The following is a 25967-nucleotide window of genomic DNA, read 5'->3' on the forward strand; positions in this document are numbered from 1 at the left end:
TGCTTTTTACTTCAATGAAAAATGTTCAGCAATTGGGCCTAATGCTAATGCAGGGAAGAACGACAGTGCTGCAATGATCACAATCACCGCGAAGATCATCACCCCAAAGGTTGAAGTATCGCTCTTCAATGTACCGGCCGACTCAGGGATATATTTTTTATTAGCCAATAAACCCGCAATAGCCAGCGGACCGATTATCGGCAGGAACCTGCCCAGGATCATCACAATGCCGGTAGTATAGTTCCAGAAAATATTACCATCGCCTAAACCTTCAAAGCCCGAGCCGTTGTTGGCTGCCGCCGAAGTGTACTCGTACAACATCTCCGAAAAGCCATGCGTACCCGGGTTATTTAACCAGGCCGAAGGTTTAACCGCCCAATCGGCACCGGCAACGTTCACTACGTAGTATGATGAAATGGCCAAACCAACCAGGATAATGAATGGGTGCAGTAAGGCAATCAGCGAAGCAATCTTCATTTCACGGGCCTCTATCTTTCGGCCCAAAAATTCCGGCGTACGGCCAACCATCAACCCGGATATAAATACGGCTACGATAATAAAAATGTAGAAGTTGAGGAAACCTACGCCGCAACCGCCGTAAAAACAGTTAATCATCATACCCAGCATCATCATAGTGCCTGATACCGGCATGGCACTATCATGCATAGAGTTTACCGAACCTGTAGAGATGATGGTAGTAACAATGCTCCAGTAAGCCGAGTTGGCCGGGCCAAACCTTACTTCTTTACCTTCCATAGCACCGGTTGGTTGACTGATGCCCATTTTGGCAATGGCCGGGTTACCGTTCAGTTCGGCATTCATGGTTGGAATGAGCAGCATCAGCATACCCAGGGTCATCACACCGAATATTACATAGGCGAATTTCTTTTTATTGAGATAGAAACCTAATGCAAATACCAGGGCAATAGGGATAGCAACCTGTGCCACCAGCTCTACGGTGTTGGTTAAATAATTAGGGTTTTCGATAGGGTGGGCCGAGTTTGCGCCGAACCAGCCACCACCGTTAGTGCCCAAGTGTTTAATGGCAACCATGGCGGCAACCGGTCCGCGGGAAACATGTACGGTATCGCCCTGCATGCTGATAAAGGTGTCTTTGCCTGCATAGCTGGTAGTCATGCCGTTAAAGGCGAAGATTACGGCTATTACGAAGGAGATAGGCAATAAAATACGGGTTATCGATTTTACAAAGTATTCCCAGAAGTTGCCCAGTTTATCGGTAACTTTATCCTTCATGGCCCTGAACACTACTACCAGCGCGGCAATACCTGTTGCAGCCGATACAAAGTGCAGGAACATAAACACAAAGTGTTGTGTAAAATAAGTGGCACCGCTTTCGCCAGAGTAGTGTTGCAGGTTACAGTTAACCAAAAAGCTGATAGCGGTATTAAAAGCGGTATCTGCCGATTGACCGGGGTTACCATCGGGGTTAAGCGGCAAATGGCCTTGTGCCATCAGGCAAACAAAGGCATATATTAACCAAACGCTGTTAATGGTAAGCAGGGCCAGCAGGTGCTGTTTCCAGTTCATTTCGCGTTTGGTATCAATGCCGCTGAATCGGAAAATGAGGCGATCAAGCGGGGCCATAAAATCGAGCCAGGTTTTTTCGCCCTTAAATACCTTAGCTATGTAGCGGCCAAGGGGAATGGCGATGGCTAAGGTGAGCAGGTAGGTGAAAATTACACCCGTTAGTTCAGTGTTCATAGTTTAATTTTAAAAATTTTCGGGTTTGAGGAGTACGTATACCATGTAAATGAACACGGCTATTGCTACGATGAATAATGCTGCCATGGGGTTAAATTTTTTCGAAGTAGGTTACCGATTTAAAAAAGATCCAGAATACCACTACAAATGTGGCCAGGTAAGCGATTGTGAGTAAAGCATCCATTTTTTGCGTGTTTTTGCAAAGGGCTTTGCCAAGCGGATGCCAAGAAATTTAAAATATGTATAAATTATTGATTGTTAAATGTTTATATAGATTTTGCTTTGGGGTTTTATTTATTTGGAGAGAAATGAACTATCATTTTGATAGGTGATTATCAAAGTGGGACTTGAAAAATGTAATTTAGGGCCACTGTATATAATTAAGCGGGGATGTTAAGTTTCAAGTTACTCAGGCGCTTTGTTATCTGCCTTTTAATTATAACATTTGTATCTGATTTTTGTTACCTCATAGTGAAAACATACCTTTTAAAAAGAGAACAAAATATCCCTATCAGCCTTGATGAAGCCTGGGATTTCTTTTCGTCGCCACTAAACCTGGCTAAAATCACCCCAAACGATATGAAGTTTGTGGTAACGTCCGACTATACCGCCGATACAAAAATGTACGCAGGTATGATCATTACCTACAAGATCTCGCCGCTGTTAGGTATCAAAATGGATTGGATGACGGAGATCACCCATGTAGATGATAAAAAGTATTTTGTTGATGAGCAACGTTTCGGCCCATATGCACTGTGGCATCATCAACACCACTTTAAGGCAATTGAAGATGGTGTACACATGACCGATCTGCTGCATTATGCCATTCCTTACGGCCCAATAGGCAGGTTTGCCAACGCTGTGTTTGTTAAAGGAAAAGTTGAGGGGATATTTGATTATCGGACCAAGGCAATTGAAGGATTGTTTGGGGTATATAAATAACAATAGCTACGAAATTACTTTTTGTTATTTTCCACTGGTTTAGCACAGGAAAACCCGCGGCTTATTAATATTAAAACAACCCAAACGTATCCCGCATCCAATGCCCTTCCTGCATCACATAATCCATAGGCACTTCATGGCCCAGATCTTTAAACACCATGATCTTTTTGTTTTTGGCCGGGATGTTATTGTAAAACGCGAACTCATTATTAGGCGGGGCTAAGTGATCAAGCAAACCAACGCCCACCAATATCGGGGCTTTAATGTTGGGTGCAAAGTTTTTAATATCGTAATAATCCAGGTTATCCAGGATCTTATCAAAGCTTAAACCCGGTTTTTCGGCTGCGTATTTTTTAAAATCATAAACAGGCCACTCTACCGAGCCAACCAGGTTACGGATATCGCAAAGAATAGGGTTTTGTGCCGATGCAATATTAACCCGGCTATCCAAACCGGTCAATGCCGCAACGAGGTAACCGCCCATACTGCCGCCAGATACTTCAATGCGGTTATGATCCAGCTCGGGGCGCGAGTAAATAAAATCTATCACCCGGATGCAATCCATAATTACGCCGCGCATAACGTATTTGTTTTTGTCTTCAACGTTTAGGGTAATAAAATCTTCGCGTTTGGTATGCACCACATCGCGGCTGTTGCCCTGCCCACGCACATTTAGGGTTATAACGGCAATATCCTCATCGGGGCCAAACATTGGCATTAAATTAACCTGGTAGCCAGGCAGGCCAACCAGTACCGAAAATTTGCGGCCTTTTGGTCCGGCTTTGGGTATGGTGAGCCAGCCGCGCACTATAATGTTATCTAATGATCGCATTTCGATGAGATAGGCCAGGCGGTTATCTTTTTCCATTTCGGGCTTTTCGGTCATCTTAAAATCGGGCTTTACGGCTGCAAGCTGGTCCTTTGCGGTTTGCCAGAAAGTATCAAAATCGGCCGGACGGCTGTGGTTTGATCGGATCTCCTGCGGGCGGATGCCGAATACCCTGCGGGTGGTATCGTCATAATCGCTCACGTTGATCATGAAGTTGATTTTATAAAAGCCGGGCTTCATAGCCGGGATGTTGAAGTTGTAACTGTTGCTGCTGCGTGCAGCTATTTTAACACTTACCGAATCTTTGGCCACCAACACGCCTGTAGGCGTAGTAACCCGGTACGATACCTTACCCTCCTGTACGGTATTGTAACCGTTTTTTACATCAAAAGTATAAGAAGCATTATCGCTGAAAAGGGCATCCTTGCTGTGTGGTGTAAGCGTGGTGCTTACTTCTTCATCTGCTGTGATAATGTTTTTTTTTGGCGGGTTGGGTTTAATACCAGCCTGTACTGTGCCTGTAAACAACAAGACAGCGCCAACCAAAATGGCTATGGGGGATTTAAAAATATTCACAACTAATTGGGGGATGATAAGGTTGAAGTTACAAAAAAATTATCGGGTATCTATCCGGTAATTAAGTGAGGCCGAAACGTTTGTACCCACAGCAGTATTGCGGCCGGTAATAAAACGCCCGCCGGTTAAAAACAGCGAAAAGTTTTTGCTGAACGAGTGCCCGTAACTTAAGGATACCTGGTTAAAGGCAAAGTTTTTACCGGCACTCGGGTTAGCGTTAAAATCTTTATTGATGCTGCTTGCATAAAAACCACCAACGCTGAGCGAAAGCTGCTCGCGGAATTTTTTATCCAGTGTTAAGCCATAGGTGGCGTTATACCTGTCTTGAAAAACACTTTCGTAACCAAAATATTCGCGTACTCCGTTCTCTAAAACAAAGAATGAGTTTTTGCCAAACAAGTGCCCGCTACCTGCAAAGGCCAGCTTAAGCTCGCCGCCTTTTTGGTTATAGCCCAAAGTGGTATTGGTGTACATGGGGAGGATGGCCGTAGCTTTTAAACTGAAATAGTATTTGTAATTGATATTGGCCAGATAATACCTGATGCCCACCTCCAGATCCTGGAATCCAGAACTTTTAAATGTGCCCTGGTCGCTGCTGAAATTGTTCATTACATAGGGAGCCAGTACCGATAATGTAAACTTGCGACTGATACCATATTCGGTATAAAGCGAGTAACTCCAGGAGGTAAACTTGCCGTTATCATCAAATGCGCCCTTGTGGCTGTTGGCATCCCAGGCCTTATTGGCAAAAAAGTAGGTTGCCGATGGCGAGAGCGAAATACGCCCCGGCCTTACCGGGAAGCCGTCGGCAAAGCTCTCATTCACAAAAAGCGAGCAAAGCAGGGCAGGGGTAAGTATGTATTTTAATATGGTATTTTTCAAAGTCATAGTGTATAGGCTAATATCGTACTAAAATAATCCAAATGTGTCGCGCATCCAACGGCCCTCATAATCTTTATAAACCTGGCTTACCTCGTGGGCAAGGTTTTTAAATACCATCAGGTGTTTATCGGTATGCATGGAGTTGTATACCGCATAACCATTATTGGGCGGTACATAAGGGTCCAGCAAACCTAAACCCAATATGGTGGGGCAGTTAATGGTGGTAGCAAAGTTTTTGGTATCGTAATAGTCAAGATTGTTCAGCACCTGATCAAACGTTACGCCCGGTTTGCCGAGCACGTATTTTTTAATATCGTTGATGGGCCACTCTACCGAACCAACCAGGTTGCGGATATCGCTCATGATGGGGTTTTGCGCCGAGCAAAGCGTTATGCGATGATCTAAACCGGCAAGCGCGATAGAAAGATATCCGCCCATACTGCCACCTGTAGCCAGGATTTGATCGTGCCGTAAATTGGGCTGGGCGTAAATAAAATCAACGGCGCGTACGCAATCCATAATCACACCGCGCATTACGTATTTGTTTTTGTCTTCAATACGGTAGGATATAAATGCATCGCGCTCGGTATGGATCACATCGCGGCTGGTGCCTTGCCCGCGGGTGTTTAGGGTGATGATCACCAGGTCCGGATCTAAACCCACAATAGGGTACAGCTTAACCTGGTAACCGGGCAAACCCAACAGCACCGAAAATTTTTTGCCTTTATTTTTGCTGATAGGCACCGTCATATAACCGCGGATGGTGAGATTATCCAGCGACTTCATTTCTATCTCGTAAACCTTGCGGTTATCGGTATTCATGGATGGTACCTCGGTTATTTTGTAATTGGGCTTTACCTTGGCCAGCTCATCTTTGGCGGTTTGCCAAAATTGGTCAAAATCGGCCGGGCGGGCATATTGCGATTTTATTTCATCGGGCCTGATGCCAAAAGCGCGACGGGTAGTATCGTCATAATCGCTCACGTTAATCATCATGTTCAGCTTATAAAAACCCGTTTTTAACCCGGATACATCAAAGTCAAATTTCGAGGTGCTTTTTTTGCCCAGATTTACCGGTTTGGAGAGGGTTTTAACAGTTTGTCCCTTATCGGTAGTAATAATATAGGAGATGGTACCCTCCTGGCTGGAATTGTAGGTGTTTTTTACTTCGAAACTAAATGATGCCGCAGAATTAAAGGCGCCGTCTTTACTGTTGATGGTAAGTTCTGTCGAAACCTCTTCCTCGCCGTTACCCTTTTTTTCGGTAGCGGCCGAATCTTTTTCTGTTGTCTCTTCAGTAGCGTGCTGGGCCATTGCCGGTACGGCAGCAAACAGCAGTAAGCCAAAAGTTATAAGCAGTAGTTTTTTAAAGTTTTTCACCATCAAACAATAATGTTAAACACTAATTTTTGCCGAATCATTTTCGGGGTTACGTACCTTATTTCTGATCAGGAAATCAGATTTACGGATATAATGGTTAAGCGGTTCCTCAATCAGTTTAAACAGCGTAATTGAAATGACATTTAAAACGATGAACGCGTATAAAAGGTTTAAACTATCGTACTCAAATGGCGAATGCCAATCTACACCCCACTTATCATATAATTCGAAAACATAATCGTTAAGGCTGTTCATGCCCTCGTGTATAAAGTTGTACATATAACCCAGGTGAATGAGGTAAAATATGTACGAGCTTTTGCCCAGCAACTCGATAAAGGGATGTGACAGGAACTTTTTTAGCAACGTGGTTTCGGTCAATAAGCCGTAAAAGAATACAGCTATAGAAATGGCCAGCAAATAATTGTTGGTTGCAATGCCCCACGGGTTATGCAAACCAGCCTCGTAACCTTGCGGAATAGGAAGGGTTGACATGATCCATACACAAAAAAAGATCAATCCGAAACCAAGGTAGGTGAACTTTTTTTTGCTGCTGCCATCAAGCTTTTGTTTACGAACGATTAAAGCCAGCTGGATACCCGCAAAAAACTCAAAACATCTACCTAAAAAGGTATACAACATCATGAAAGTGAAATTCCCGAAGAAACCAAACCAATCAATATGGCTAAATATCAGCACCAGCAAAACGCCCAAACCGGTAACCGCAACGGGCTGGATATAAAACTTTTTGTATTTGGTAGCGATAAGGAAAATAAACGGCGCCGAAAAATAAAAACATTCCTCAACGGTAAGTGACCAGCCCTGGGCTATGCCGGTAAACTTAAACTGATCAAAAAATCCCCGGAGAAAAACAATATTCAACCCAAACATCACAGCCGGATTCTGCCCTGCCGTAACCGTTTGGTTTTGCGTAAAATGATAAGCAATAAACGCACCTACGGTGAGTATAGCGTACATGGGGTAAATACGCGCCACCCGGTTTTTAAGGTATTGCTTAAACCAATCTTTAGTAAGCTTAAAACTATCAAAGTACCTGAAAGCGATTAAAAAACCCGAAAGCACGAAGAAAATGGTTACCCCGATATGGAACTCGTTGAAGAAGCGTTGCACAGAATGGGGAAATTTTTCATCAAACACATAAGCAAAATGAGATATGAAAACCAGGTATGCAGCCATCGCCCTAACACCGGTTAAAGCAGGAATGTAATTAGATTGTGCTCGTTGTGACAAAACAGACGTATTTTAACTTTTAGATCAATTTAATTATACGAAAATAATTGCAAAATGGATACCAATGTTTAAGAAGTGACGGTTGTTAGTGGCAGGAGTTAGTTGCGGTGGCAGTTTTTATTGGCAGGGGGATTTGCTTATTCGTTAAACGTTTTTGTCTGAATCAGAATTTACAGAATTTGAGAATTAACAGAATAGAATGGAAAATCAAAACAGACAGGTAATTCTGAAAATTTTAAAATTCTGTAAATTCTGATTCAGATAATTTATGGAACAGAAAAAAAAATCCTGCCTATCCTAAAAATCCTCCCAAATCCCGGTTCAGACTACTTCCCTGCACCACGCCTCTGCTCAAAATCCTCTGATCAATATAATACTGAATCTCTGATTTTTTTAATCCCCAGTTTGGAGCAATGAGCAGCTCGCGGTCACTGAGGCCGAAGAGGCGCTGGATTACGATATCCGGGCGTACAAGCGGGAGCAGTTCGCACAAAAAGTCGGCATATTCATCAATGCCGAAGAGGTGGAATGGTTCGCGTTTGTATTTTACGCCCATTACCGAGCCTTCAACAATATGCAGGTGGTGGAATTTTACAAATTTTATCTGCGGAAAACGGTTTATCTCGTCGGCATATTTCAGCATCATTTCTTTAGTTTCCCAGGGGAAGCCGAAGATGGTGTGCACGCAAATATCCAGTTTGGAGTTCTCAACCAATTTAAGGGCTTTTATCAGCTCTTCGTGGCTGCAGCCGCGGTTGATCTGGCTCAGGGTATCGTTATAGATGCTTTCCATGCCCATTTCAAGGTCGACATCAAAGCGGTCGGTATAGCTTTCCAACAGAGCTATCTTTTCGGCGTCGATGCAATCGGGGCGGGTACCTACCGATAGGCCTACAATATCTTCGGTGCCGTAGCTTAGCGCCTCATCATACAGCATTTTAAGGTAATGCGCCGGAGCGTATGTATTGGTATTGGGCTGAAAGTAAATGATAAACTTATCGGCCTTGTTGCCTTTACGGGCACGCTCCATCCCTTCTTCAACCTGCTGCCTCACCGTTGGTGCGTTCCTGCTAACCGATGGCGTAAACGAATCAACATTACAATAAGTACAACCACCATACCCCTTAGATCCATCGCGGTTAGGGCAGGTAAAGCCGCCGTCAACAATTACTTTAAACACACGATGGCCTTTGTATTTTTCTTTAAGCCATGGCCCGTAATTGTTATAGCCTTTTTCCCAGGTTGTTATTGTTTGCATTTACTGATTATGTTGATTGGGGTGATTACACCGATTTGGTGATTTTGCCTATCAGGGTGCAAAGATAGTGATTTTTAGGGAAGTGGTGTTGGGAGAGCTTAGCGTGTGGGGGGCTGGTGGCGCGTGTGCTGGCAAAAGGAGATTGGTATGTTGTTGAGCTAAGCATGCGGGGCACACGCGGCACGCGTGCGGCAGCAGGGGGATTATTTTATTAGTAAGTAATTAATTCTTTAGCATTGACAAACGCCTGTTGATAAAGTATATTTACAAATATGACTAATAATTATAATAAACCAGAAAAGCCTTTGATTACGGAACCTAAACCAAAGAAACCTTTGATTACGGAACCTGTTCTACCCAAACCGGGAAAAAAAATAATCAAGGATTAACATTTAACTTTATCGTGTTTCCGTAGAGGCGGCCACCGTACAGCAGTCATAGTTTATGGACGCTGCCAAGCTTTGTCCGTAGTGCTAAGTATTGAATCTGCCTGCGGGACAAGGCGAAAAAAAATCGCCAATTTGAATTTCTTGCCTAAATAGAGAGGCTGTATCGTGATGTATTATACAGCCTCTTTGTAACGATGAATTAGTTAATTAAAGCGTGACTTTTGGTTGGTTCAAAATCGTTCAATCTTATTTACTTGCTTTTCGTTTTGTTTTTTTATTTTTTTGATCAACAAAGTTTCCCATTAAGTCGATGGAAGAATATGAAGAAGGAGAGGCTGTAGTAAGCTTTTCGTTTAAGCACCTCGTGCTTTCCGATTCCCAAAAAAAATTATCATGTCCATTGGGAGGAGATAAATAAGTAGCGGAATTTCCGCTTGTTATTTTAAAAAATGTTGTTGCCATAAAATGTTGTTTAGGATAGGTTATATTTAATGTTTTTTTCGTTTAATAATCCTATTATTGTTTCTGCGTGGACACCCCAACCTGCGTGTAAATATTGATTTGCCAGGTACTCTGATTCTTTTGTTTTGATGTTTTGATTGCCGAATTCAAGCCTATAATGTCTTGTTTGACTTTGAATTGCCCATATATTACCATCTGTATCAAAAGTGGGACCACCACTTTGTCCCTTTAAGCCCGGTGATGATGTTTCAACAAATTTAAGTGGGTATTGGTTTCCATTACTTGGAATTACAACTTGCCGTGTATAAATTCCTTCTAAAGGAAAGAAAGGAACTGGTACACTTCCGGGTGGCAAGCTAAAACTATTAGTTGCCTCATCAAAAGAAGGTTCAATTGCATGGAAAGGGAATCCCAATTTACAAAGGCTTGAGCCAGGTTGCATTTGTTGTTGCGGATTTTTAAATTTCGGATATGTAGGCACTGATTTAGGATTGAAGTTTAGAAGTTGACCGACAGCCAAATCAACATTTTGTATTCCATGTATTACAGGTGCCAGGATAACATTGTCAAAGCCAAACCAGGAAGACGAATTTGTTATCATATCGGGTTGTAACTTGATTTGATTCAATTGAGTCATTTTAACGTGTTTTTTCAACGTTTCGTTGTGCTCTATTTCTTTTCGCTTCTGTACAGTTTCCGCATATAATTGACCAGCGTGACTAAGTTCTAAAATGTTCTGAATAATATGCCATGCCGTAACGAACCACCCATCTTCATTAATTATAACAAAAGAGCCGATGCCGGAATTACATTTTCCATTATGTTTTTTTGAAGAGATGATTACCGGTTTCGTAAATCCCTTTGCCAAGTCACATGCTGATGCAAACATTTAAAATTGTATTTTTCTTAAAAACGTCGCGTAATTTACAATTTTATTTTATCGTACAACGTTGAAATGTAAACAATTATAAAGAAAATATGTCAATGTTTTGTTTAAACTAAAACTCAGACGTTTTTGTGTTTAATTTAGATAGTACAATATAGAATACAAAGCGTCGTCGAAGACTAAGGAGCATTTTGAAGCTTATAATATCATTGCAAACAGTATCCAGACGTCGCCTTAAAGATACAATTCCCCAAATTGCATTTGCCGAGCTTCGCGTTCGCGTTCCATCTCCATCCATTTGTCCGCGTGGCAAAGGGTAAACATATCGGGTGTATTTTCAGGATCGTCGCGCCTCGTGGGTATCATCTTTCGGTTACCTTGTGTGCCGACTCGAAGATATTGTCTTTGATAATCTGCACTATCAATGTACTTCGTAAGTTTTTAAAATGACATGCTTACTCAATCCCGCTTGTGTATTTGTTTGCTCTCTTCGTAGTACTGGTGCGGGCGGAAAGTTCAAATTTACCTTTGGATACCGGCAATAATGGTGGCACTATTTTGTCAGTATCTCCAGACTAATGTTTCGGCCTCAATAAAGTCACAAAAAATCATCAAAATATCGGTTGAAGGCACCGAAAGGCATCAGCGCAATAATTGCAAAATATAGCATTTGAAGTTTAACTCTTTGATTATTGGATATTTGATTTGTTTTGGTTAGAAAGTAAAAATGTAAGAATTTGGCGGTTTCGGAAAATTACCGTTCGGCGTATTTCGTATTAAAAAAGGTACAACTGCTGCTTTTCAAAAAAATGGCAAATCAGCAATTTTGGTTTTTTTGCCGGAAGTCAAAATTCCGAAAGACCTCATTCGTCACCAACGAAGGATGCAACCCCAACACCACCCTTGTCTGCAACACCATCCCTATCGCCAAACAAATCAACCATCCAATAAACCATTTAACAGATAACCCGGTAACATACACCGCCCTAAAGCACAGCACCGTCATCACAAACAAAGCCAAAAATACAGGATAGGTGAACTGCTGCCAGCTGCCGATAGGTAGGTGCCGGGTAATAAAAACAGTAAGCAGCATACAGGTACCGGTAAAGCAGGCAAAACCTACGCGCCTTATAAATACCCATTTGTTGCGTTTTAGCAGCCATATAGCCGCTATCACCATTGCGGCCCATTTAAATACTGATACAAAATTGGCTAATACAATGGTTAGTGGCGAGGCGATATACCCAAACTTCATCCCGATAAACCAGGCGGTTATCAATCCCGAAATGGCAAAGTAAATAATAGCAAAAATGGCATTGCGGGTGTTAGCGTGCATTAAAAAATTGTGAAGGTGGTATTAGGCCATAAATTTATGTATTTATTTGAATTAAAAAAGCCCCTCCTAAATCCTCCCCGGGAGGGAGGACTTAAAAGGGGCAATGTCATTAAGTCTCCCCTACCGGGGGAGATTTAGAGGGGGCTGGTTATTACAACCCGAAGGCAGTTTTCACCTGCTCAACATAATCCAATTTCTCCCAGGTAAACAGTTCAACTTCGCGCTCAAGTTTGCCGCCGTCGTGGCCTACAAAGGTTTTAACAACAGTTTCGTTAGGGCGGCCGAAGTGACCGTAAGCTGCGGTTTCGCTATAAATTGGGTTGCGCAGTTTAAAGCGGGTTTCGATGGCGTAAGGAGTCATGTTAAAAATGCCTTCTACCTTTTTGGCAATGTCGCCGTCGTGCAGGTCAACTTTGGCAGTGCCGTAGGTGTTTACGTAAATACCCATTGGCTGGGCAACGCCAATTGCGTACGATACCTGTACCAGTACCTCATCGCAAAGACCGGCAGCTACCAGGTTTTTGGCAATGTGACGGGTAGCGTAAGCAGCCGAGCGGTCAACCTTTGATGGGTCTTTACCCGAGAAGGCACCACCACCGTGCGCGCCTTTGCCACCGTAAGTATCCACAATAATTTTACGACCGGTTAAGCCGGTATCGCCATGCGGCCCGCCGATAACAAATTTACCGGTTGGGTTGATGTGATACTTAATATCGTCGTTAAAAAAATGTGCGTATTTAGGGTATTTAGCTTTAACACGGGGGATCAGGATGCTGATGATATCGGCGCTGATCTTGGCAAGCATAGCCTGTTCTTCGTCAAAATCATCGTGCTGGGTCGAGATCACAATGGCGTCGATGCGTTGTGGTTTGTTATCGTCGCTATATTCTAAAGTAACCTGCGATTTTGCGTCGGGACGCAGGTATTTGATCTCGTTGTTTTCGCGGCGGATGGCTGCCAGCTCAATTAATAAAGCGTGGGCAATATCCAGGGCCAGCGGCATGTAGTTGTCTGTTTCAACGGTGGCGTAGCCAAACATCATGCCCTGGTCGCCGGCGCCTTGTTCTTCTTTGGCTTTACGGTCAACGCCCTGGTTAATATCCGGCGATTGCTCGTGGATGGCCGATAGCACCCCGCACGAGCTGCCGTCAAACATATATTCGCCTTTGGTATACCCGATTTTGTTAATCACCTCGCGGGCAATTTTCTGTACATCCAGGTAGGCTTTTGATTTTACTTCGCCGGCTAAAATAACCTGGCCTGTGGTTACCAGCGTTTCGCAGGCAACTTTCGATTCGGCATCAAATGCTAAAAAATGATCAATCAGCGCGTCCGAGATCTGATCAGCTACTTTATCCGGGTGACCTTCTGATACGGACTCTGAAGTAAATAAATATGACATAAAATTTAAATAAGTAAAATTATCTTCGACGGGAGGGTTTACGGGCGGATCGGGTGAAAAAAAGAAGCATGGTTTTAGCACTTTTTTACGTGGTTGCAATCCGGTTCCTGGTGTTCAGGAACATTAAATCAGTCCACATTCGGGCGGTAAAAATAAAACAAATTTCACAAAGCCGAAAATACATTTACTTTTGAAGATTGAAATAATATATAGTTGAAACGGAAAGCGTTATTTATAATTAACCCAATTTCGGGCGGGAAGAAGAAGGACGGGGTGCCTGAACTGATTAATGAAACTATTGATGCCGGTACACTTGAGCCGGTTATAGCTTTTAGCGATGGCGTATCGCATGCACGGGTTATAGCCCGCGAGGCGATAGGCAACTTTGATATGGTGGTGGCAGTTGGCGGCGATGGTACGGTTAACGAAGTGGCATCGGCCATTGTAGGTACCGATACGGCTTTAGGTATAGTGCCCTTCGGTTCGGGAAACGGCCTTTCAAGGTTTTTAGGCATCCCGATGGATACCAAAGAAGCTATTAAAAACCTGGCACAGGGCAGGATGGAACTGATCGATTCGGCCAGGATTAACGGGCAGGCCTTTTTCAATATGGCAGGGATGGGTTTCGATGCGCATATCAGCGAGGTTTTTTCGCACGGTAAAAAGCGTGGCTTTATCAGCTACATCCAATCGTCGATAAAGGAAGTGGTGAACTACCGGCCGCAAAACTATCACCTCGAGATTGATGGTAATCAATACGATTATGAGGCCTTTATGCTTAGCATCGCCAACTCATCGCAATATGGTAATAATGTGCATATTTCACCAAAAGCAAGCCTGCAGGATGGATTGCTTGATGTTTGTGTAATTAAACCCTTTCCTTTGTGGAGGTTTCCGGAAATGAGCATGCGCATGATGTTAAAGGCAACCGAAAGCTCAAAATACGTTAAAATTATCCGCGGCAGGCAAATCAATATCAAACGCGAACATACCGGCCCTATTCACCTGGATGGCGAGCCGCAAATGGCCGGGGTAGGGGTGGATATTAATATCCTTCCGCACTCGTTAAAAGTTATAGTTGGTTCACAATATAAAAACTGAAAGCCATGGCCAAAAAAAACTTTACCGGCGTAGTTTACTCAACCGATCCGGATTTTCAATACCAGGACGACACGGCAGGAGAGGCCCAAACCTTACCATCGCAGCAGCAAAACCTCAAAATATACCTCGATCGTAAGGGAGGCAGCAAGCTGGTTACCCGTATTACCGGTTTTATAGGTACCGATGCCGACCTGGAAGCCCTTGGCAAAAAACTGAAAACCAAATGCGGCGTAGGTGGCTCGGCAAAGGATGGTGAAATATTGATCCAGGGCGATTTCAGGGACAAAATACTCGCCTTGTTGCAAACAGATGGCTACAAGGCTAAAAAGGCCGGCGGATAATTTCTATTAAAAGTTATAAACTTTTGTTTAAGGCCGAATTTGAAAAGACCCGGTTTTAAACAAAAAATGAAACTCTGTGTTACAAACCTTGCTGCGTAGTTAAAAGCGTGGGCAATAAATTATAAACTTTATAAAAAACGATACTATTTTAGCTTGGTAACATAAATTTTATGTGTTATCGCTTGCTATTTTTAAAAAAAATGGTTTTCATTGCAAATAATTGTGTTGGCAACACACAATAAATTTGTAATGTTGCGTTAATAAACACCAACCCGATACAGAATGATATTCTGTATTAAAAAATTGTAAAGAATAACATAAATGGTTTTTTTAATTCAATAAAATTCTATTTTTGTTATTCCCAACTAACAGCGCATTTTAACTAACTTATAAAATAAACAAAAACAAAAACTAAAAATTCAAAGTAATGGCAAACGCACCAACAAAACCAACTACTCCTGTTAAGAAAGAAAGCTCAAGTGCATCGGGCATGTTTGCTTCTTTAACTATTCCAATCTGTCTGGCAGTAGCTATTTGTATATTCGTTTTTATCCTTGGTGATCCAAGCCACTTCAAAGGCGGCGACGTAGAAAACGGTTATCCTTCTGACATCTTCGGTACTATCCACAAAGGTGGTGTTATCGTACCTTTAATTATGTCGTTTTTATTAATGGTTATCGTGTTCTCGATCGAGCGCTTCGTAGTTATCGGTAAAGCTTCTGGTACTGGCAGCGTTGATAGCTTTGTAAGAAAAATTCAGAACCTTTTAAATAAAGGAGACATTGCAGGTGCTTCTGCAGAGTGCGACAAACAAAAAGGTTCTGTTGCTAACGTTATCAAATCAGCATTGAAAAAATATGGTGAAATGGAAGCTGAAACAGGACTTGACGTAGATCAAAAAACTTTAGCTATCCAAAAAGACATCGAAGAAGCTACTGCTTTGGAAATGCCAATGCTTGAGCAAAACTTAACCATCATCGCTACTTTGGTATCTATCGGTACATTAACCGGTTTGTTAGGTACAGTAGTTGGTATGATCGGTGCGTTCTCTTCATTAGCAACTGCCGGTGTACCTAACCAGGTTGAACTTTCTTCACACATCTCTGAAGCCTTGATCAACACTGCATTCGGTATCTCTACTTCAGCTATCTCAATTATCATGTACAACGTGTTTACATCAAAAATTGATAAATTGACTTACGCTATCGACGAGACCGGTTTCAGCATCGTTCAAACATTTGCAGCTTCGCACAAAAACAAATAAAAATATTGTAGTGCTTATGCCTCATGCACAATAAGTTAGAGGCGAAATAAGTTATAATACTGAACACTATATATTTTTAAGAAATTTAACATGGCAAGGATAAAAGTCCCAAGAAAGAGTACAGCAATCGACATGACCGCAATGTGCGACGTGGCGTTCCTGTTGCTTACTTTCTTTATATTAACTGCAAAAGTAAAAACCGAAGATCCGGTACCTATTGATATACCAAAATCTTCAATCCAGCAGCCGGTACCTGAGTCTGACTTTGCTACAATTTCTGTAGGCTCTCAAAAAGCATTCTTCGGTGTTGAAGGTGTTGATATCCGCAAGGAAACATTGAACCAGATGGGTTCAATCTATCACATGACCTTTACACCTGATGAGCAAACAAGGTTTTCAACCATTACCTCGTTTGGTGTGCCAATGAGCCAGTTAAAGCAATTTATCGCCTTAACTGCTGATCAGCAAAAGAAATTTGCACAGCCAGGTATCCCTCGCGATTCTGTATCAGGCGAGTTAACCAACTGGATTCGCCAGGCCCGTATAGCTACCAAAGCTTTACATAACAAGGAGCTTCGTTTGGCTATTAAAGGTGATAGCAAAGAAGAGTACCCGGTTATTAAAGACGTTATCGGTATTTTGCAAAAGCAAAAAGTTAACAAGTTTAGTTTAATTACAGATTTAGGTAGTGCCGGTGGTGCTCCTGCAAAATAAAAGATCATGGCAGAATTAGATACCTCCGGGGGAGGCAAACACAAAGGCGGGAAGGTTCGCAGTAAAAAGCAATCAACCCGTGTAGATTTAACCGCGATGGTTGACCTGGCGTTCCTGCTGATCACCTTCTTCATCATGACCACCACGCTTGCAAAAGCAAAAGCGATGGACTTGGCCATGCCTGATAAGGATGAGAAAACTAAAGATCAGCTGGATATTGCCGCTTCACGTTCGATGACCATTCTATTGGGCAGCGATGATAAATTGGAGTGGTATATCGGCGAGCCGGGAAAATCAGCGCCTACAATTGACAATTTTGGTCCTAACGGGCTGCGTAAAACGTTAATTGAAAAAAGCAAAGAAGTACAGCAAAAAACAGGTAAATACATGTTCGTTGTGATCAAACCAAGCGACAAATCAAAGTACAAAAACATGGTTAGTACGCTTGACGAGATCAATATCGCCAATATCCAGAGTTATGGTATTGTTGATATCTCAGCACCGGAGATTGAACTGTTGAAAAAAGACGGCTTGTACAACGATAATAAATAATATTAAATAACGTTATTAACTTCCATTAAAGCCTTAACAGATGTTAGGATCAAAATTAGACATACTAAAGCAGGAATGGATCGACGTTGTTTTTAGTAATCGTAACAAAGCCTATGGCGCTTACGAGCTAAGGAAAGAGAACTCAAAAAATACCAGCAAGGCCTTAATTCTTGCAATCGTATTCTTCGTTTTTGTAGTTTCCTTGCCAACTATCATCAACAAGATCAAAGGTCTTATCCCAGAGAAAGACCAAAAAGTGAAGATAACAGACGTGGTTCTGTTACCTCCGCCACCGGTTGACCAAACCAAAAAACCACCTCCGCCGCCACCTGAACCACCAAAACCAAAGGTTGACCAGGTGCGTTTCCCTCCTCCGGTTGTAAAACCAGATAACGAGGTTAAGGAGAAAGACCCACCAACTGTAAAAGAACTTGCAGTTGCCGACCCTGGTCAGAAAGACCAGAAAGGTGATCCTAACGCCGAAATCAGGATTGATGAGCCGGTAGGTAACTCAGATGTGAAACAGGTTGTTGAAGCCGATCCTAACCAGATCTTTACTTCGGTTGAGCAGGTTCCTGAATTTGCCGGCGGTTTAGAGAAATTTGGTGCATACTTAGGCAAAAACATCCGTTATCCGGCCGTTGCCCGCGAAAACAACGTACAAGGTCGTGTTATCTGTACCTTCGTTGTGGAGAAAGACGGTTCATTAACCGATATCAAAGTTGTTAGAGGCATTGGTAGCGGTTGCGACGAGGAAGCAGTTCGTGTATTGAAAAATTCACCAAAATGGAAACCTGGTATACAAAACGGTCGTCCGGTTCGTGTACAGTACAGCGTTCCAATCAGCTTTACTTTAGCATCTGAAGAATAAGCATGCCATTTAATTACAATAAAGAGCAAAAATCGCCCAAAAGGCGGTTTTTGCTTATTTTAGGAACAGCCGCATTTATCTGCTTTGTTGTTTTAGGACTGATGATTATGTTTTGGGAAAGGCTCCCATTGCAGTTACAACCATATCAACGTATACTTTTCGGGGCATTTATAATAATTTATGCAGTTCTGCGTTTTTCACGTCTATTCAGGAAAGATCAATATGAAGATTAATAAGAGCGTTAAACTGATTTTGCTTTTAGCGCTTTTAGGAGCGGGATTACAGGCTTGTAATCGAAAAAAAGAACAGAAAGCGGCTGTATCGCAGGATACTTTCAACGCAGGTAAAGCCACTTTTGTAGCCGATGAATCTTTTTCGCCAATTATTGAGCAGGAAGAATACGTGTACCGCAGCAGGTATCCCGACGCTAACCCGGCTTTTGTTTACAAAACCGAAAACCAGGCGGTAAATATGTTGTTAAATGATAGCGTTAGGGTTGCGATTTTATCGCGCGAGCTTGATACTGCCGAACAGAACATTATTAAAAGCCGTAAATTAAGCGTTGAGACCATACCTTTTGCAGTAGATGCCGTTACATTAATTGTTAATAATGCATCAAACGATACTACCATTACGGTAGCCGAACTTAAAAGGAGATTAAACGGGCAGGGAGATTTAACAAAATCTATCGTGTTTGATAATCCAAATTCAAGTTTGGTAAGGTATTTGAAGAATTTCTCGGGTAACAAAGAACTTAAGCAAAGTAACATCTACGCGCTTAAATCAAATACCGATGTTATCAAATATGTTAGCGAACACCCCGAGGCAACTGGCATTATCGGCTTCAGTTGGTTAAATAACCCGGTAGACGCGTTGGTGCCTTACGTCAATAAGGTGAAAATTGTAGGGGTAAGGGATGAGGCCAGCAAGCAGTATCCTACGGGTTATTTTAAACCTTCGCAGGAATCTCTTGTCTTAAAACAGTACCCGTTGAGCAGGGGATTGTATATGATCAATTGCTCAAGCAAAGTTGGCTTGGCTGCAGGTTTTGCCACGTTTTTAGCCGGCGATGTAGGGCAGAGGATTATACTTAAATCGGGGTTATTGCCAGATTCGATACCGCCGAGAGAGATAAATTTAAAAAAGTAAACTATAACTAAATAAAGATGAAAATGATCAGTAAAGTAGCTAAGGCTTCATTAGGACTGGTATTTTTAGGTTCATCATCAGTTTTTGCGCAGAGTCTTGCCGACGCCAAAAAAGCTATTGACGCCGAACAATATCAGAAAGCAGAGTCGATGCTCAAAACGCTTACTACTACACAACCAACTAAAGACGAAAACTTTTTTTATTTAGGTTGGGTGTACATTAAACAGGACTATTCAGATTCGGCGAAAGTCGTTTTCAATAAAGGTATAGCAGCCAATCCAAAATCGGCTTTAAACTATGCAGGCTTAGGTGCAGTAGCCCGTTTAGATAAAGACAATAGCGGCGCTACTACAAACTTTAACCAGGCTATTACCCTGGCAGCTAAAGATACTAAACCTTACACCTATGTAGGTTTATCATACCTGTTGCCAACAACATCTGATAAAAAGGTATCAACTGCCGATGCAAATGCTGCAATTGCCGTATTAACCAAAGGTAAAGCTATCAACCCAAAAGATGTTGATTTGCTGATTGCTTTGGGCGATGCCTACCGTTCGGTATTGAATAGCAATGATGCTTATTCAAACTACTCGGATGCTTCGTCACTCGATCCTAAAAATCCTGCTGCAAAAGTTGCAACAGGTGTTTTATACAAATTTGCCAATAACTTTGATGGTTCTGAGCAGCAGTTTAAAGATGCTTTGGCTATCAATGCAAACTATGGTCCTGCTTACCGCGAATGGGCTGAAACAGATTTGCGTTGGTCATTAACTGATCCTAAAATGGCTTCTGCTAAAATTAAAGAGGCTGTTGATCATTACAAACAATACCTGAGCTTAACCGATCAGTCTATCGAATCGCAAATGCGTTATGCCGACTTCCTGATCCTGGCCGGTGACTATAAAACCTTACAGCAGGTAGCAACCGATCTTTCAAAATCGGCAAGCACCAATGCAAGGGTATACCGTTATATCGCCTATTCGGCTTATGAAAATAAGGATTATCCTGCAGGCTTAACCGCTATCAATACCTGGTTCCAGAAAGCCGATCCGAAACGTGTTATCCCTCGTGATTACCTATACCAGGGCCGTTTGCAGATTGCTTCAAACCAGGATTCGCTTGGTATCTTAACGCTAAAAAAAGCTTTAACGCTTGATAGCAGCCAGACTGATGTTTATGCTGAGATCGCTAAATCATACTTCCGCCAAAAGAAGTATGCGCAGGCTGGTGATGCTTACAGGGAAGTTACCGTTAAAGGTGGCCGCAGCGTTAAACTGACCGACTATTTTTACGAAGGTATCAGCTATTACTACGGTTACGATGCAAAATTGCCTAATGCGGATTCATTGCTGACCCGTGCCGACAGCGCATTTAGCTATGTAATTGACAAAACAGCCGCTACTCCTTTTGCAGATGCATTTTTGTACCGCGCCCGTGTTAACGATTTGAAAGAGAAAGATCGTAATAACATTGCCGGTTATGCAAAACCATTCTATGAAAAATACATTGAAGTGGTTAACGCTAAAGGTGCACCGGATGAGAAAACCAAAAAGAGCTTAGCTGAGGCTTATGCTTACCTGGGTACTATTTACCAGTTTAAAGAGAAAGATGATGCCAAAGCGTCTGAAAACTTCTCTAAAGCGCGTGAGTTAGATCCAACCAACAAAAGTGCTGCTGCTTACTTCCAACGTAAGGGTGGTGCTGGAAAAAGTAAATAATTGATATTGTCCATATAAAAGGGGGCCTCTTGAAAAAGAGGCCCTTTTTGTTTTCCGGAGATAACGCTTTTAGAAAAAAGTACTACTATTGCTTTGTTGCCTATTAAGATTAATAATGAATAATAGAAATGCTTAACAACATCACAAATCGTACTTTTTTATTATTAATCCATTAGTATATTTGCAGCATGGAAGCACACAGTTTACCAATTAATTATTTACCCATCATTTTCCAAATGTTGGTGGCTTTAGGGTTTGTGGTAACAACCATGTTTGTAACGCACAAAATTGGCCCTAAACGTAAAACTAAAGATAAACTAACCCCGTTTGAATCGGGTATTGAAGTAGTAGGTAACGCCCGTACTCCCATCTCCATTAAATATTTCCTTGTAGCTATCCTGTTTGTGCTGTTTGATGTGGAGGTTATTTTTATGTATCCATGGGCAGTGAACTTTAAGGCTTTAGGCTCAACCGGTCTTATCGAAATGTTCATCTTCATGGCTACCCTTTTATTGGGTTTTATCTACGTAATAAAGAAGGGTGCGCTGGATTGGGACTAAGTTTAGAACGATTCTAAATATAGCCCCTGCAAGGCCATTGTGTACCTTTTACATCGTTATTATTGTAAATTTGTTCTCGTTATTTGCGCTTTGCGAATGATGATTTCTCTATCAATATAGTTCAATGAGTGATATTCAATTAGTTGATGCCCCTGCCGGAGTTGAAGGCGCCGGGTTTTTTGCTACCTCGCTTGATAAAGCAATAGGTATAGCTCGCTCAAATTCACTGTGGCCATTGCCTTTTGCCACTTCATGCTGCGGTATCGAATTTATGGCCACTATGGCTTCCCACTATGATCTTTCGCGTTTTGGTGCTGAAAGGCTGAGCTTTTCGCCGCGCCAGGCCGATCTGTTGATGGTAATGGGTACTATCTCGAAAAAGATGGCCCCGGTACTTCGCCAGGTTTACCTGCAAATGGCCGAACCGCGTTGGGTTATTGCCGTTGGTGCCTGCGCATCAAGCGGTGGTATATTTGATACTTATTCGGTATTGCAGGGTATTGATGAGGTTATCCCGGTAGACGTTTACGTGCCAGGTTGTCCTCCGCGTCCCGAAGCAATTATTGATGGTTTTATGAATATTCAGGAACTGGTAAAAACGGAAACGCTGCGTAGAAGGAGCGAACCTAAATACCAGGCATTATTAGCTAAATACGGAATTCAATAATGGCTAAGATCCCTAACGAACAACTGATCAAGGCAATTGCCGATAAATTTGATACCCAGGTAACCGTTGTTGGTGAGCCATACGAGTTGCTAACTGTTGAAACCGGCCGCGAGCAGATCATCGACCTGCTGACTTTCCTGAAAACAGACGCTGAATTAAAATTCGCTTTCCTTACAGATATTACCGCTATTCACTATCCTGAACAGGAAAAACAGATAGGGGTTATTTACCACCTGCACAGTCTTACTACCAATACCCGTATCAGGATAAAAGTGTTTTTGACTGATGGTGATGTGCATATTCCAAGTGCTACTGTGCTTTGGGATGGTGCCAACTGGATGGAACGTGAAACCTACGATTTTTTCGGGGTAATATTTGATGGTCACCCGGATCTGCGCCGTATTTTGAACGTAGATGATATGACCGCTTTCCCGATGCGTAAGGAGTTTCCGTTGGAAGATCCTAACCGTGTTGATAAGAAAGACTTCTATTTCGGAAGATAGTAAAATACTGTAGCGCTTGCTTTTTTAGTTAAGCGCTGCATGATCATAAAGAAAATAAATAATACTGATGCAAAACCATCCTGTATTTACAGATAACGATCCGCAAAGCGAACTATCAACCCTAAACCTGGGGCCAACGCACCCGGCAACGCATGGTGTGTTCCAAAACGTGCTCCAGCTGGATGGCGAGCGTATTGTTAGCGGCGTATCAACCATTGGTTACATACACCGCGCCTTCGAAAAAATTGCCGAACATAGGCCGTTTTACCAGATCACCCCACTTACCGACCGTTTAAATTACTGCTCGTCACCCATCAATAACATGGGCTGGCACATGACGGTTGAAAAGCTTTTAAATATTCAAACTCCCAAACGTGTTGATTACCTGCGTGTAATTGTAATGGAGTTGGCCCGTATTGCCGATCACATTGTTTGTAATGGTGTATTGGGTGTAGATACCGGCGCTTTCACAGGCTTCCTTTACATGATGGAGCATCGTGAGGCTATTTATGAGATATACGAAGAGGTTTGCGGTTCACGTCTTACAACCAACATCGGTCGTATAGGCGGTTTTGAGCGTAACTTTAATAGCAAAGCTTTTGATAAGCTGCGTGCATTTTTAAAGAACTTCCCTAAAACCCTTAAAGAGTTTGAAACCCTGTTTAACCGTAACAGGATCTTTGTTGACCGTACCCGCGGTGTAGCAGAAGTAACTGCCGAAACAGCGTTAAGCTACAGCTGGACTGGCCCGATATTACGTGCCACCGGTGTAGATTATGACGTAAGAGCCATGAACCCATACTCATCATACGAAGACTTTGAATTTGAAGTACCCGTAGGTGATACCGGCGATGTTTACAGTCGCTTTTTGGTTCGTAACGAAGAAATGTGGCAGAGCTTGAGGATTATTGAGCAGGCATTGGCCAAGCTTGATAAAGAGGACAGCACTATTTTCCACGCCGACGTACCTGAATTTTACCTGCCTCCGAAAGAGGAAGTATATAACAACATGGAAGCTTTGATCTATCACTTTAAAATTGTGATGGGCGAGATCCCAACCCCAACCACTGAGGTGTATCATTCGGTTGAAGGCGCAAATGGTGAGCTGGGTTTTTACCTGGTTAATGATGGCGGTCGTTCGCCATACCGTTTGCATTTCCGCAGGCCAAGCTTCATCAATTACCAGATGTATGCACCAATGAGCCGCGGTATGTTATTATCAGATGCTATTATTAACATGAGTAGTTTAAACATTATAGCCGGAGAGTTAGATGCTTAGAGTTGACGAAGCACAGGAACCGGTTGAATTTTCGCCGGAACTGATCAGCAAATTTGATGAGATAGTTAGCCGTTATCCACAGGGAAAACAAAAATCGGGCTTATTGCCTATCCTTCACCTGGTACAGGCCGAGTTTGGCTGGGTGAGTGCCCCTGCAATGGATAAGGTTGCCGAATATTTAAGCATCCTGCCTATTGAGGTATATGAGGTAGCTACTTTTTACACCATGTACTTTTTACGCCCGCAAGGCAAGTACGTACTGGAAGTTTGCCGTACAAGCGGCTGCTGTCTGGTAGGTGCCGAAAAGATCATGGATCATATTGAAGAAACCCTTGGCGTAAAAGAAGGCGAAGTTACTCCCGATGGCTTATTTAGCTGGAGAGGGGTGGAGTGCCTTGCAGCCTGCGGCTTTGGCCCGGTATTGCAAATTGGCCCTGAATACACTTTTTATGAAAACCTGACCAACGAGTCGGTAGATAAACTGATCAGTGATTTAAAAGCGAAAGCTAAGAATTAAGCTATGGGACGGAAATTACTTTTAGAACATATAAACGTACCCGGCATCAATACATTTGATGTTTACCGCTCAAAAGGTGGTTATGCTTCTGTTGAGAAAGCATTGAAAATGACCCCTGAAGAAATTGTTGAGGAGGTTAAAAAGTCGGGCTTACGTGGTCGTGGCGGTGCGGGCTTCCCAACCGGTATGAAATGGAGCTTTTTGGCAAAACCCGAAGGAGTACCACGTTACCTGGTTTGCAATGGTGACGAATCGGAACCAGGCACTTTTAAAGATCGTTATTTGATGACTTACATCCCTCACCTATTAATTGAGGGGATGATCGTATCGAGCTTTGCGCTTGGTGCAAATACATCATACATCTACCTGCGCGGCGAGATGATGCCACAGGTAAGGATCCTGGAGCGTGCCATCGCGGAAGCAAAAGCAAAAGGCTTTTTAGGTAAAAACATATTAGGTACCGGGTACGATCTTGAACTTTACGTTCAACCAGGTGGTGGCGCTTATATCTGCGGTGAAGAAACCGCTTTGTTAGAATCATTGGAAGGCAAGCGCGGTAACCCGCGTATCAAACCGCCATTCCCGGCTATCGCTGGTTTGTATGGTTGCCCAACGGTGGTTAACAACGTTGAATCAATCGCGGCCGTTGTGCCTATCATTAACGAAGGTGGTGACGAGTATGCTAAAATAGGTATTGGTAGGAGTACAGGTACTAAACTGATCTCGGCCGGTGGTAACCTTAAAAAACCGGGTGTTTACGAAATTGAGTTGGGTTTACCGGTGGAAGAATTTATCTATTCGGATGAGTATTGCGGTGGTATTGCCAATGGCAAACGCCTGAAAGCGGTTGTTGCCGGTGGATCATCAGTACCGATTTTGCCTGCTAACCTCATCCTGAAAACCATCAATAATGAAGCCCGTTTGATGAGCTACGAATCACTGTCTGACGGTGGTTTTGTGAGCGGTACCATGCTGGGTTCGGGTGGTTTCATCGCTTATGATGAGGATGCCTGTATCGTTAGGAATACCTGGAACTTCGCCCGTTTTTATCATCACGAAAGCTGCGGACAATGTTCGCCTTGCCGTGAGGGTACAGGCTGGATGGAAAAAGTATTACATCGCTTAGAGTACGGCCATGGCAAAATGAGCGACATGGACCTGCTGGTTGATGTATCTAAAAAGATAGAGGGAAATACCATTTGTCCGCTGGGTGATGCTGCGGCCTGGCCGGTAGCCAGTGCTATCCGCCACTTCAGGGATGAGTTTGAATGGCACGTAACTAACGCAAGCGAAGCAACGTCAAGAAACTACGGTATAGCGCATTATGCTGATCCGTTGAAAATTGTAGAGACTGCGTAAATAATAAAGCGTCATTGCGAGGTACGAAGCAATCCCCAATTATACAGGGCGAATTTGCAA

27 protein-coding genes are annotated in these 25967 nt (G+C 42.7%); 15 read left to right on the forward strand and 12 right to left on the reverse strand.

Annotation, left to right across the window (positions count from 1 at the left end; translation table 11 throughout):
• Positions 1 to 6: 6 nt before the first annotated feature.
• The gene (gene kdpA / locus HYN43_RS00950; protein WP_119407666.1) at positions 7 to 1722 is read right to left on the reverse strand and encodes a potassium-transporting ATPase subunit KdpA; all 1716 of its coding nucleotides are present in this window, start codon (positions 1720 to 1722) and stop codon (positions 7 to 9) included.
• 9 nt (positions 1723 to 1731) lie between these two features.
• On the reverse strand, positions 1732 to 1809 hold the full coding sequence (locus HYN43_RS30935) for a potassium-transporting ATPase subunit F (protein WP_109606956.1): 78 nt from the start codon (positions 1807 to 1809) through the stop codon (positions 1732 to 1734).
• Between the two features lie 384 nt (positions 1810 to 2193).
• Here HYN43_RS30935 and HYN43_RS00960 point away from each other — a divergent pair, with 384 nt between their 5' ends.
• On the forward strand, positions 2194 to 2664 hold the full coding sequence (locus HYN43_RS00960; RefSeq protein WP_119409207.1) for an SRPBCC family protein: 471 nt from the start codon (positions 2194 to 2196) through the stop codon (positions 2662 to 2664).
• 70 nt (positions 2665 to 2734) lie between these two features.
• Here the strand turns inward: HYN43_RS00960 and HYN43_RS00965 are convergent, their stop codons facing one another.
• The 10 genes from HYN43_RS00965 to metK form a co-directional block, all read right to left on the reverse strand.
• Entirely contained in the window at positions 2735 to 4069 is a 1335-nt protein-coding gene (locus HYN43_RS00965; protein WP_119407667.1) for an acetylxylan esterase, read from the reverse strand.
• 39 nt (positions 4070 to 4108) lie between these two features.
• Positions 4109 to 4957 (reverse strand): hypothetical protein, encoded by an 849-nt coding sequence (locus HYN43_RS00970; protein ID WP_119407668.1) that lies wholly within the window; start codon positions 4955 to 4957, stop codon positions 4109 to 4111.
• Between the two features lie 21 nt (positions 4958 to 4978).
• The gene (locus tag HYN43_RS00975; protein ID WP_119407669.1) at positions 4979 to 6334 is read right to left on the reverse strand and encodes an acetylxylan esterase; all 1356 of its coding nucleotides are present in this window, start codon (positions 6332 to 6334) and stop codon (positions 4979 to 4981) included.
• A 12-nt stretch (positions 6335 to 6346) separates the two neighbouring features.
• On the reverse strand, positions 6347 to 7579 hold the full coding sequence (locus tag HYN43_RS00980; RefSeq protein WP_162996247.1) for an acyltransferase family protein: 1233 nt from the start codon (positions 7577 to 7579) through the stop codon (positions 6347 to 6349).
• Between the two features lie 292 nt (positions 7580 to 7871).
• Complete coding sequence (gene mnmL, locus HYN43_RS00985) at positions 7872 to 8837, reverse strand: tRNA modification radical SAM protein MnmL/YtqA (protein ID WP_119407671.1); 966 nt, start codon at positions 8835 to 8837, stop codon at positions 7872 to 7874.
• 635 nt (positions 8838 to 9472) lie between these two features.
• Positions 9473 to 9688, reverse strand: coding sequence for a hypothetical protein (locus tag HYN43_RS30080; protein ID WP_162996248.1), 216 nt, complete (start codon positions 9686 to 9688; stop codon positions 9473 to 9475).
• Positions 9689 to 9698: 10 nt separating this feature from the next.
• A complete protein-coding gene (locus tag HYN43_RS00990; RefSeq protein WP_119407672.1) occupies positions 9699 to 10577 on the reverse strand; it encodes a trypsin-like peptidase domain-containing protein in 879 nt (292 codons plus the stop codon).
• Positions 10578 to 10808: 231 nt separating this feature from the next.
• Positions 10809 to 10940 carry a hypothetical protein gene (locus tag HYN43_RS30840; protein ID WP_281024310.1) on the reverse strand — a complete coding sequence of 44 codons (132 nt, stop codon included), beginning with the start codon at positions 10938 to 10940 and terminating at the stop codon, positions 10809 to 10811.
• A 451-nt stretch (positions 10941 to 11391) separates the two neighbouring features.
• Entirely contained in the window at positions 11392 to 11910 is a 519-nt protein-coding gene (locus HYN43_RS00995) for a hypothetical protein (protein WP_119407673.1), read from the reverse strand.
• Positions 11911 to 12061: 151 nt separating this feature from the next.
• Positions 12062 to 13312, reverse strand: coding sequence for a methionine adenosyltransferase (gene metK, locus HYN43_RS01000; protein ID WP_119407674.1), 1251 nt, complete (start codon positions 13310 to 13312; stop codon positions 12062 to 12064).
• Between the two features lie 213 nt (positions 13313 to 13525).
• Here metK and HYN43_RS01005 point away from each other — a divergent pair, with 213 nt between their 5' ends.
• From HYN43_RS01005 to nuoF, 14 genes are all read left to right on the forward strand, one after another.
• Positions 13526 to 14413, forward strand: coding sequence for a diacylglycerol/lipid kinase family protein (locus HYN43_RS01005; protein ID WP_119407675.1), 888 nt, complete (start codon positions 13526 to 13528; stop codon positions 14411 to 14413).
• Positions 14414 to 14418: 5 nt separating this feature from the next.
• Entirely contained in the window at positions 14419 to 14754 is a 336-nt protein-coding gene (locus tag HYN43_RS01010; protein WP_119407676.1) for a translation initiation factor, read from the forward strand.
• A 427-nt stretch (positions 14755 to 15181) separates the two neighbouring features.
• On the forward strand, positions 15182 to 16018 hold the full coding sequence (locus HYN43_RS01015; protein ID WP_119407677.1) for a MotA/TolQ/ExbB proton channel family protein: 837 nt from the start codon (positions 15182 to 15184) through the stop codon (positions 16016 to 16018).
• Positions 16019 to 16108: 90 nt separating this feature from the next.
• The gene (locus HYN43_RS01020) at positions 16109 to 16732 is read left to right on the forward strand and encodes an ExbD/TolR family protein (RefSeq protein WP_119407678.1); all 624 of its coding nucleotides are present in this window, start codon (positions 16109 to 16111) and stop codon (positions 16730 to 16732) included.
• A 6-nt stretch (positions 16733 to 16738) separates the two neighbouring features.
• Positions 16739 to 17284 (forward strand): ExbD/TolR family protein, encoded by a 546-nt coding sequence (locus HYN43_RS01025; RefSeq protein ID WP_119407679.1) that lies wholly within the window; start codon positions 16739 to 16741, stop codon positions 17282 to 17284.
• 40 nt (positions 17285 to 17324) lie between these two features.
• Complete coding sequence (locus tag HYN43_RS01030; protein WP_119407680.1) at positions 17325 to 18155, forward strand: energy transducer TonB; 831 nt, start codon at positions 17325 to 17327, stop codon at positions 18153 to 18155.
• Positions 18156 to 18377: 222 nt separating this feature from the next.
• The gene (locus tag HYN43_RS01040; protein ID WP_162996249.1) at positions 18378 to 19304 is read left to right on the forward strand and encodes a PstS family phosphate ABC transporter substrate-binding protein; all 927 of its coding nucleotides are present in this window, start codon (positions 18378 to 18380) and stop codon (positions 19302 to 19304) included.
• Positions 19305 to 19321: 17 nt separating this feature from the next.
• Complete coding sequence (locus HYN43_RS01045; RefSeq protein WP_119407682.1) at positions 19322 to 21022, forward strand: tetratricopeptide repeat protein; 1701 nt, start codon at positions 19322 to 19324, stop codon at positions 21020 to 21022.
• A gap of 188 nt (positions 21023 to 21210) precedes the next feature.
• On the forward strand, positions 21211 to 21582 hold the full coding sequence (locus HYN43_RS01050; protein ID WP_119407683.1) for an NADH-quinone oxidoreductase subunit A: 372 nt from the start codon (positions 21211 to 21213) through the stop codon (positions 21580 to 21582).
• 124 nt (positions 21583 to 21706) lie between these two features.
• A complete protein-coding gene (locus HYN43_RS01055; RefSeq protein WP_119407684.1) occupies positions 21707 to 22249 on the forward strand; it encodes an NADH-quinone oxidoreductase subunit B in 543 nt (180 codons plus the stop codon).
• A complete protein-coding gene (locus tag HYN43_RS01060) occupies positions 22249 to 22752 on the forward strand; it encodes an NADH-quinone oxidoreductase subunit C (protein ID WP_119407685.1) in 504 nt (167 codons plus the stop codon). Before HYN43_RS01055 ends, HYN43_RS01060 begins: the two co-directional genes overlap by 1 nt.
• A 67-nt stretch (positions 22753 to 22819) precedes the next feature.
• Positions 22820 to 24031 carry an NADH-quinone oxidoreductase subunit D gene (locus HYN43_RS01065; RefSeq protein ID WP_205589850.1) on the forward strand — a complete coding sequence of 404 codons (1212 nt, stop codon included), beginning with the start codon at positions 22820 to 22822 and terminating at the stop codon, positions 24029 to 24031.
• Positions 24024 to 24548: an NADH-quinone oxidoreductase subunit NuoE family protein gene (locus tag HYN43_RS01070; RefSeq protein WP_119407687.1), complete on the forward strand. Its 525-nt coding sequence runs from the start codon at positions 24024 to 24026 to the stop codon at positions 24546 to 24548. The genes HYN43_RS01065 and HYN43_RS01070 overlap by 8 nt, the downstream gene beginning before the upstream one ends.
• A gap of 3 nt (positions 24549 to 24551) precedes the next feature.
• Positions 24552 to 25907 carry an NADH-quinone oxidoreductase subunit NuoF gene (gene nuoF / locus HYN43_RS01075; RefSeq protein ID WP_119407688.1) on the forward strand — a complete coding sequence of 452 codons (1356 nt, stop codon included), beginning with the start codon at positions 24552 to 24554 and terminating at the stop codon, positions 25905 to 25907.
• Positions 25908 to 25967 lie beyond the last annotated feature (60 nt).

It is taken from the genome of Mucilaginibacter celer, assembly GCF_003576455.2.
GTDB classification, from domain to species: domain Bacteria; phylum Bacteroidota; class Bacteroidia; order Sphingobacteriales; family Sphingobacteriaceae; genus Mucilaginibacter; species Mucilaginibacter celer.

Bases quoted from the DNA above. Each gene is read 5' to 3' on its own strand.
- HYN43_RS01020 (WP_119407678.1), top strand. From the start codon at position 16,109: ATGGCAAGGATAAAAGTCCCAAGAAAGAGTACAGCAATCGACATGACC.
- HYN43_RS00990 (WP_119407672.1), bottom strand. From the start codon at position 10,577: ATGTTTGCATCAGCATGTGACTTGGCAAAGGGATTTACGAAACCGGTA.
- HYN43_RS01060 (WP_119407685.1), top strand. From the start codon at position 22,249: ATGGCTAAGATCCCTAACGAACAACTGATCAAGGCAATTGCCGATAAA.
- HYN43_RS30935 (WP_109606956.1), bottom strand. From the start codon at position 1,809: ATGGCAGCATTATTCATCGTAGCAATAGCCGTGTTCATTTACATGGTA.
- nuoF (WP_119407688.1), top strand. From the start codon at position 24,552: ATGGGACGGAAATTACTTTTAGAACATATAAACGTACCCGGCATCAAT.
- HYN43_RS01050 (WP_119407683.1), top strand. From the start codon at position 21,211: ATGGAAGCACACAGTTTACCAATTAATTATTTACCCATCATTTTCCAA.
- HYN43_RS01040 (WP_162996249.1), top strand. From the start codon at position 18,378: ATGAAGATTAATAAGAGCGTTAAACTGATTTTGCTTTTAGCGCTTTTA.
- HYN43_RS30080 (WP_162996248.1), bottom strand. From the start codon at position 9,688: ATGGCAACAACATTTTTTAAAATAACAAGCGGAAATTCCGCTACTTAT.
- HYN43_RS01055 (WP_119407684.1), top strand. From the start codon at position 21,707: ATGAGTGATATTCAATTAGTTGATGCCCCTGCCGGAGTTGAAGGCGCC.
- HYN43_RS01065 (WP_205589850.1), top strand. From the start codon at position 22,820: ATGCAAAACCATCCTGTATTTACAGATAACGATCCGCAAAGCGAACTA.
- kdpA (WP_119407666.1), bottom strand. From the start codon at position 1,722: ATGAACACTGAACTAACGGGTGTAATTTTCACCTACCTGCTCACCTTA.
- metK (WP_119407674.1), bottom strand. From the start codon at position 13,312: ATGTCATATTTATTTACTTCAGAGTCCGTATCAGAAGGTCACCCGGAT.
- HYN43_RS01025 (WP_119407679.1), top strand. From the start codon at position 16,739: ATGGCAGAATTAGATACCTCCGGGGGAGGCAAACACAAAGGCGGGAAG.
- HYN43_RS01030 (WP_119407680.1), top strand. From the start codon at position 17,325: ATGTTAGGATCAAAATTAGACATACTAAAGCAGGAATGGATCGACGTT.
- HYN43_RS00970 (WP_119407668.1), bottom strand. From the start codon at position 4,957: ATGACTTTGAAAAATACCATATTAAAATACATACTTACCCCTGCCCTG.
- HYN43_RS00975 (WP_119407669.1), bottom strand. From the start codon at position 6,334: ATGGTGAAAAACTTTAAAAAACTACTGCTTATAACTTTTGGCTTACTG.
- HYN43_RS01015 (WP_119407677.1), top strand. From the start codon at position 15,182: ATGGCAAACGCACCAACAAAACCAACTACTCCTGTTAAGAAAGAAAGC.
- HYN43_RS01010 (WP_119407676.1), top strand. From the start codon at position 14,419: ATGGCCAAAAAAAACTTTACCGGCGTAGTTTACTCAACCGATCCGGAT.
- HYN43_RS01070 (WP_119407687.1), top strand. From the start codon at position 24,024: ATGCTTAGAGTTGACGAAGCACAGGAACCGGTTGAATTTTCGCCGGAA.
- HYN43_RS00995 (WP_119407673.1), bottom strand. From the start codon at position 11,910: ATGCACGCTAACACCCGCAATGCCATTTTTGCTATTATTTACTTTGCC.
- HYN43_RS30840 (WP_281024310.1), bottom strand. From the start codon at position 10,940: ATGATACCCACGAGGCGCGACGATCCTGAAAATACACCCGATATGTTT.
- mnmL (WP_119407671.1), bottom strand. From the start codon at position 8,837: ATGCAAACAATAACAACCTGGGAAAAAGGCTATAACAATTACGGGCCA.
- HYN43_RS01045 (WP_119407682.1), top strand. From the start codon at position 19,322: ATGAAAATGATCAGTAAAGTAGCTAAGGCTTCATTAGGACTGGTATTT.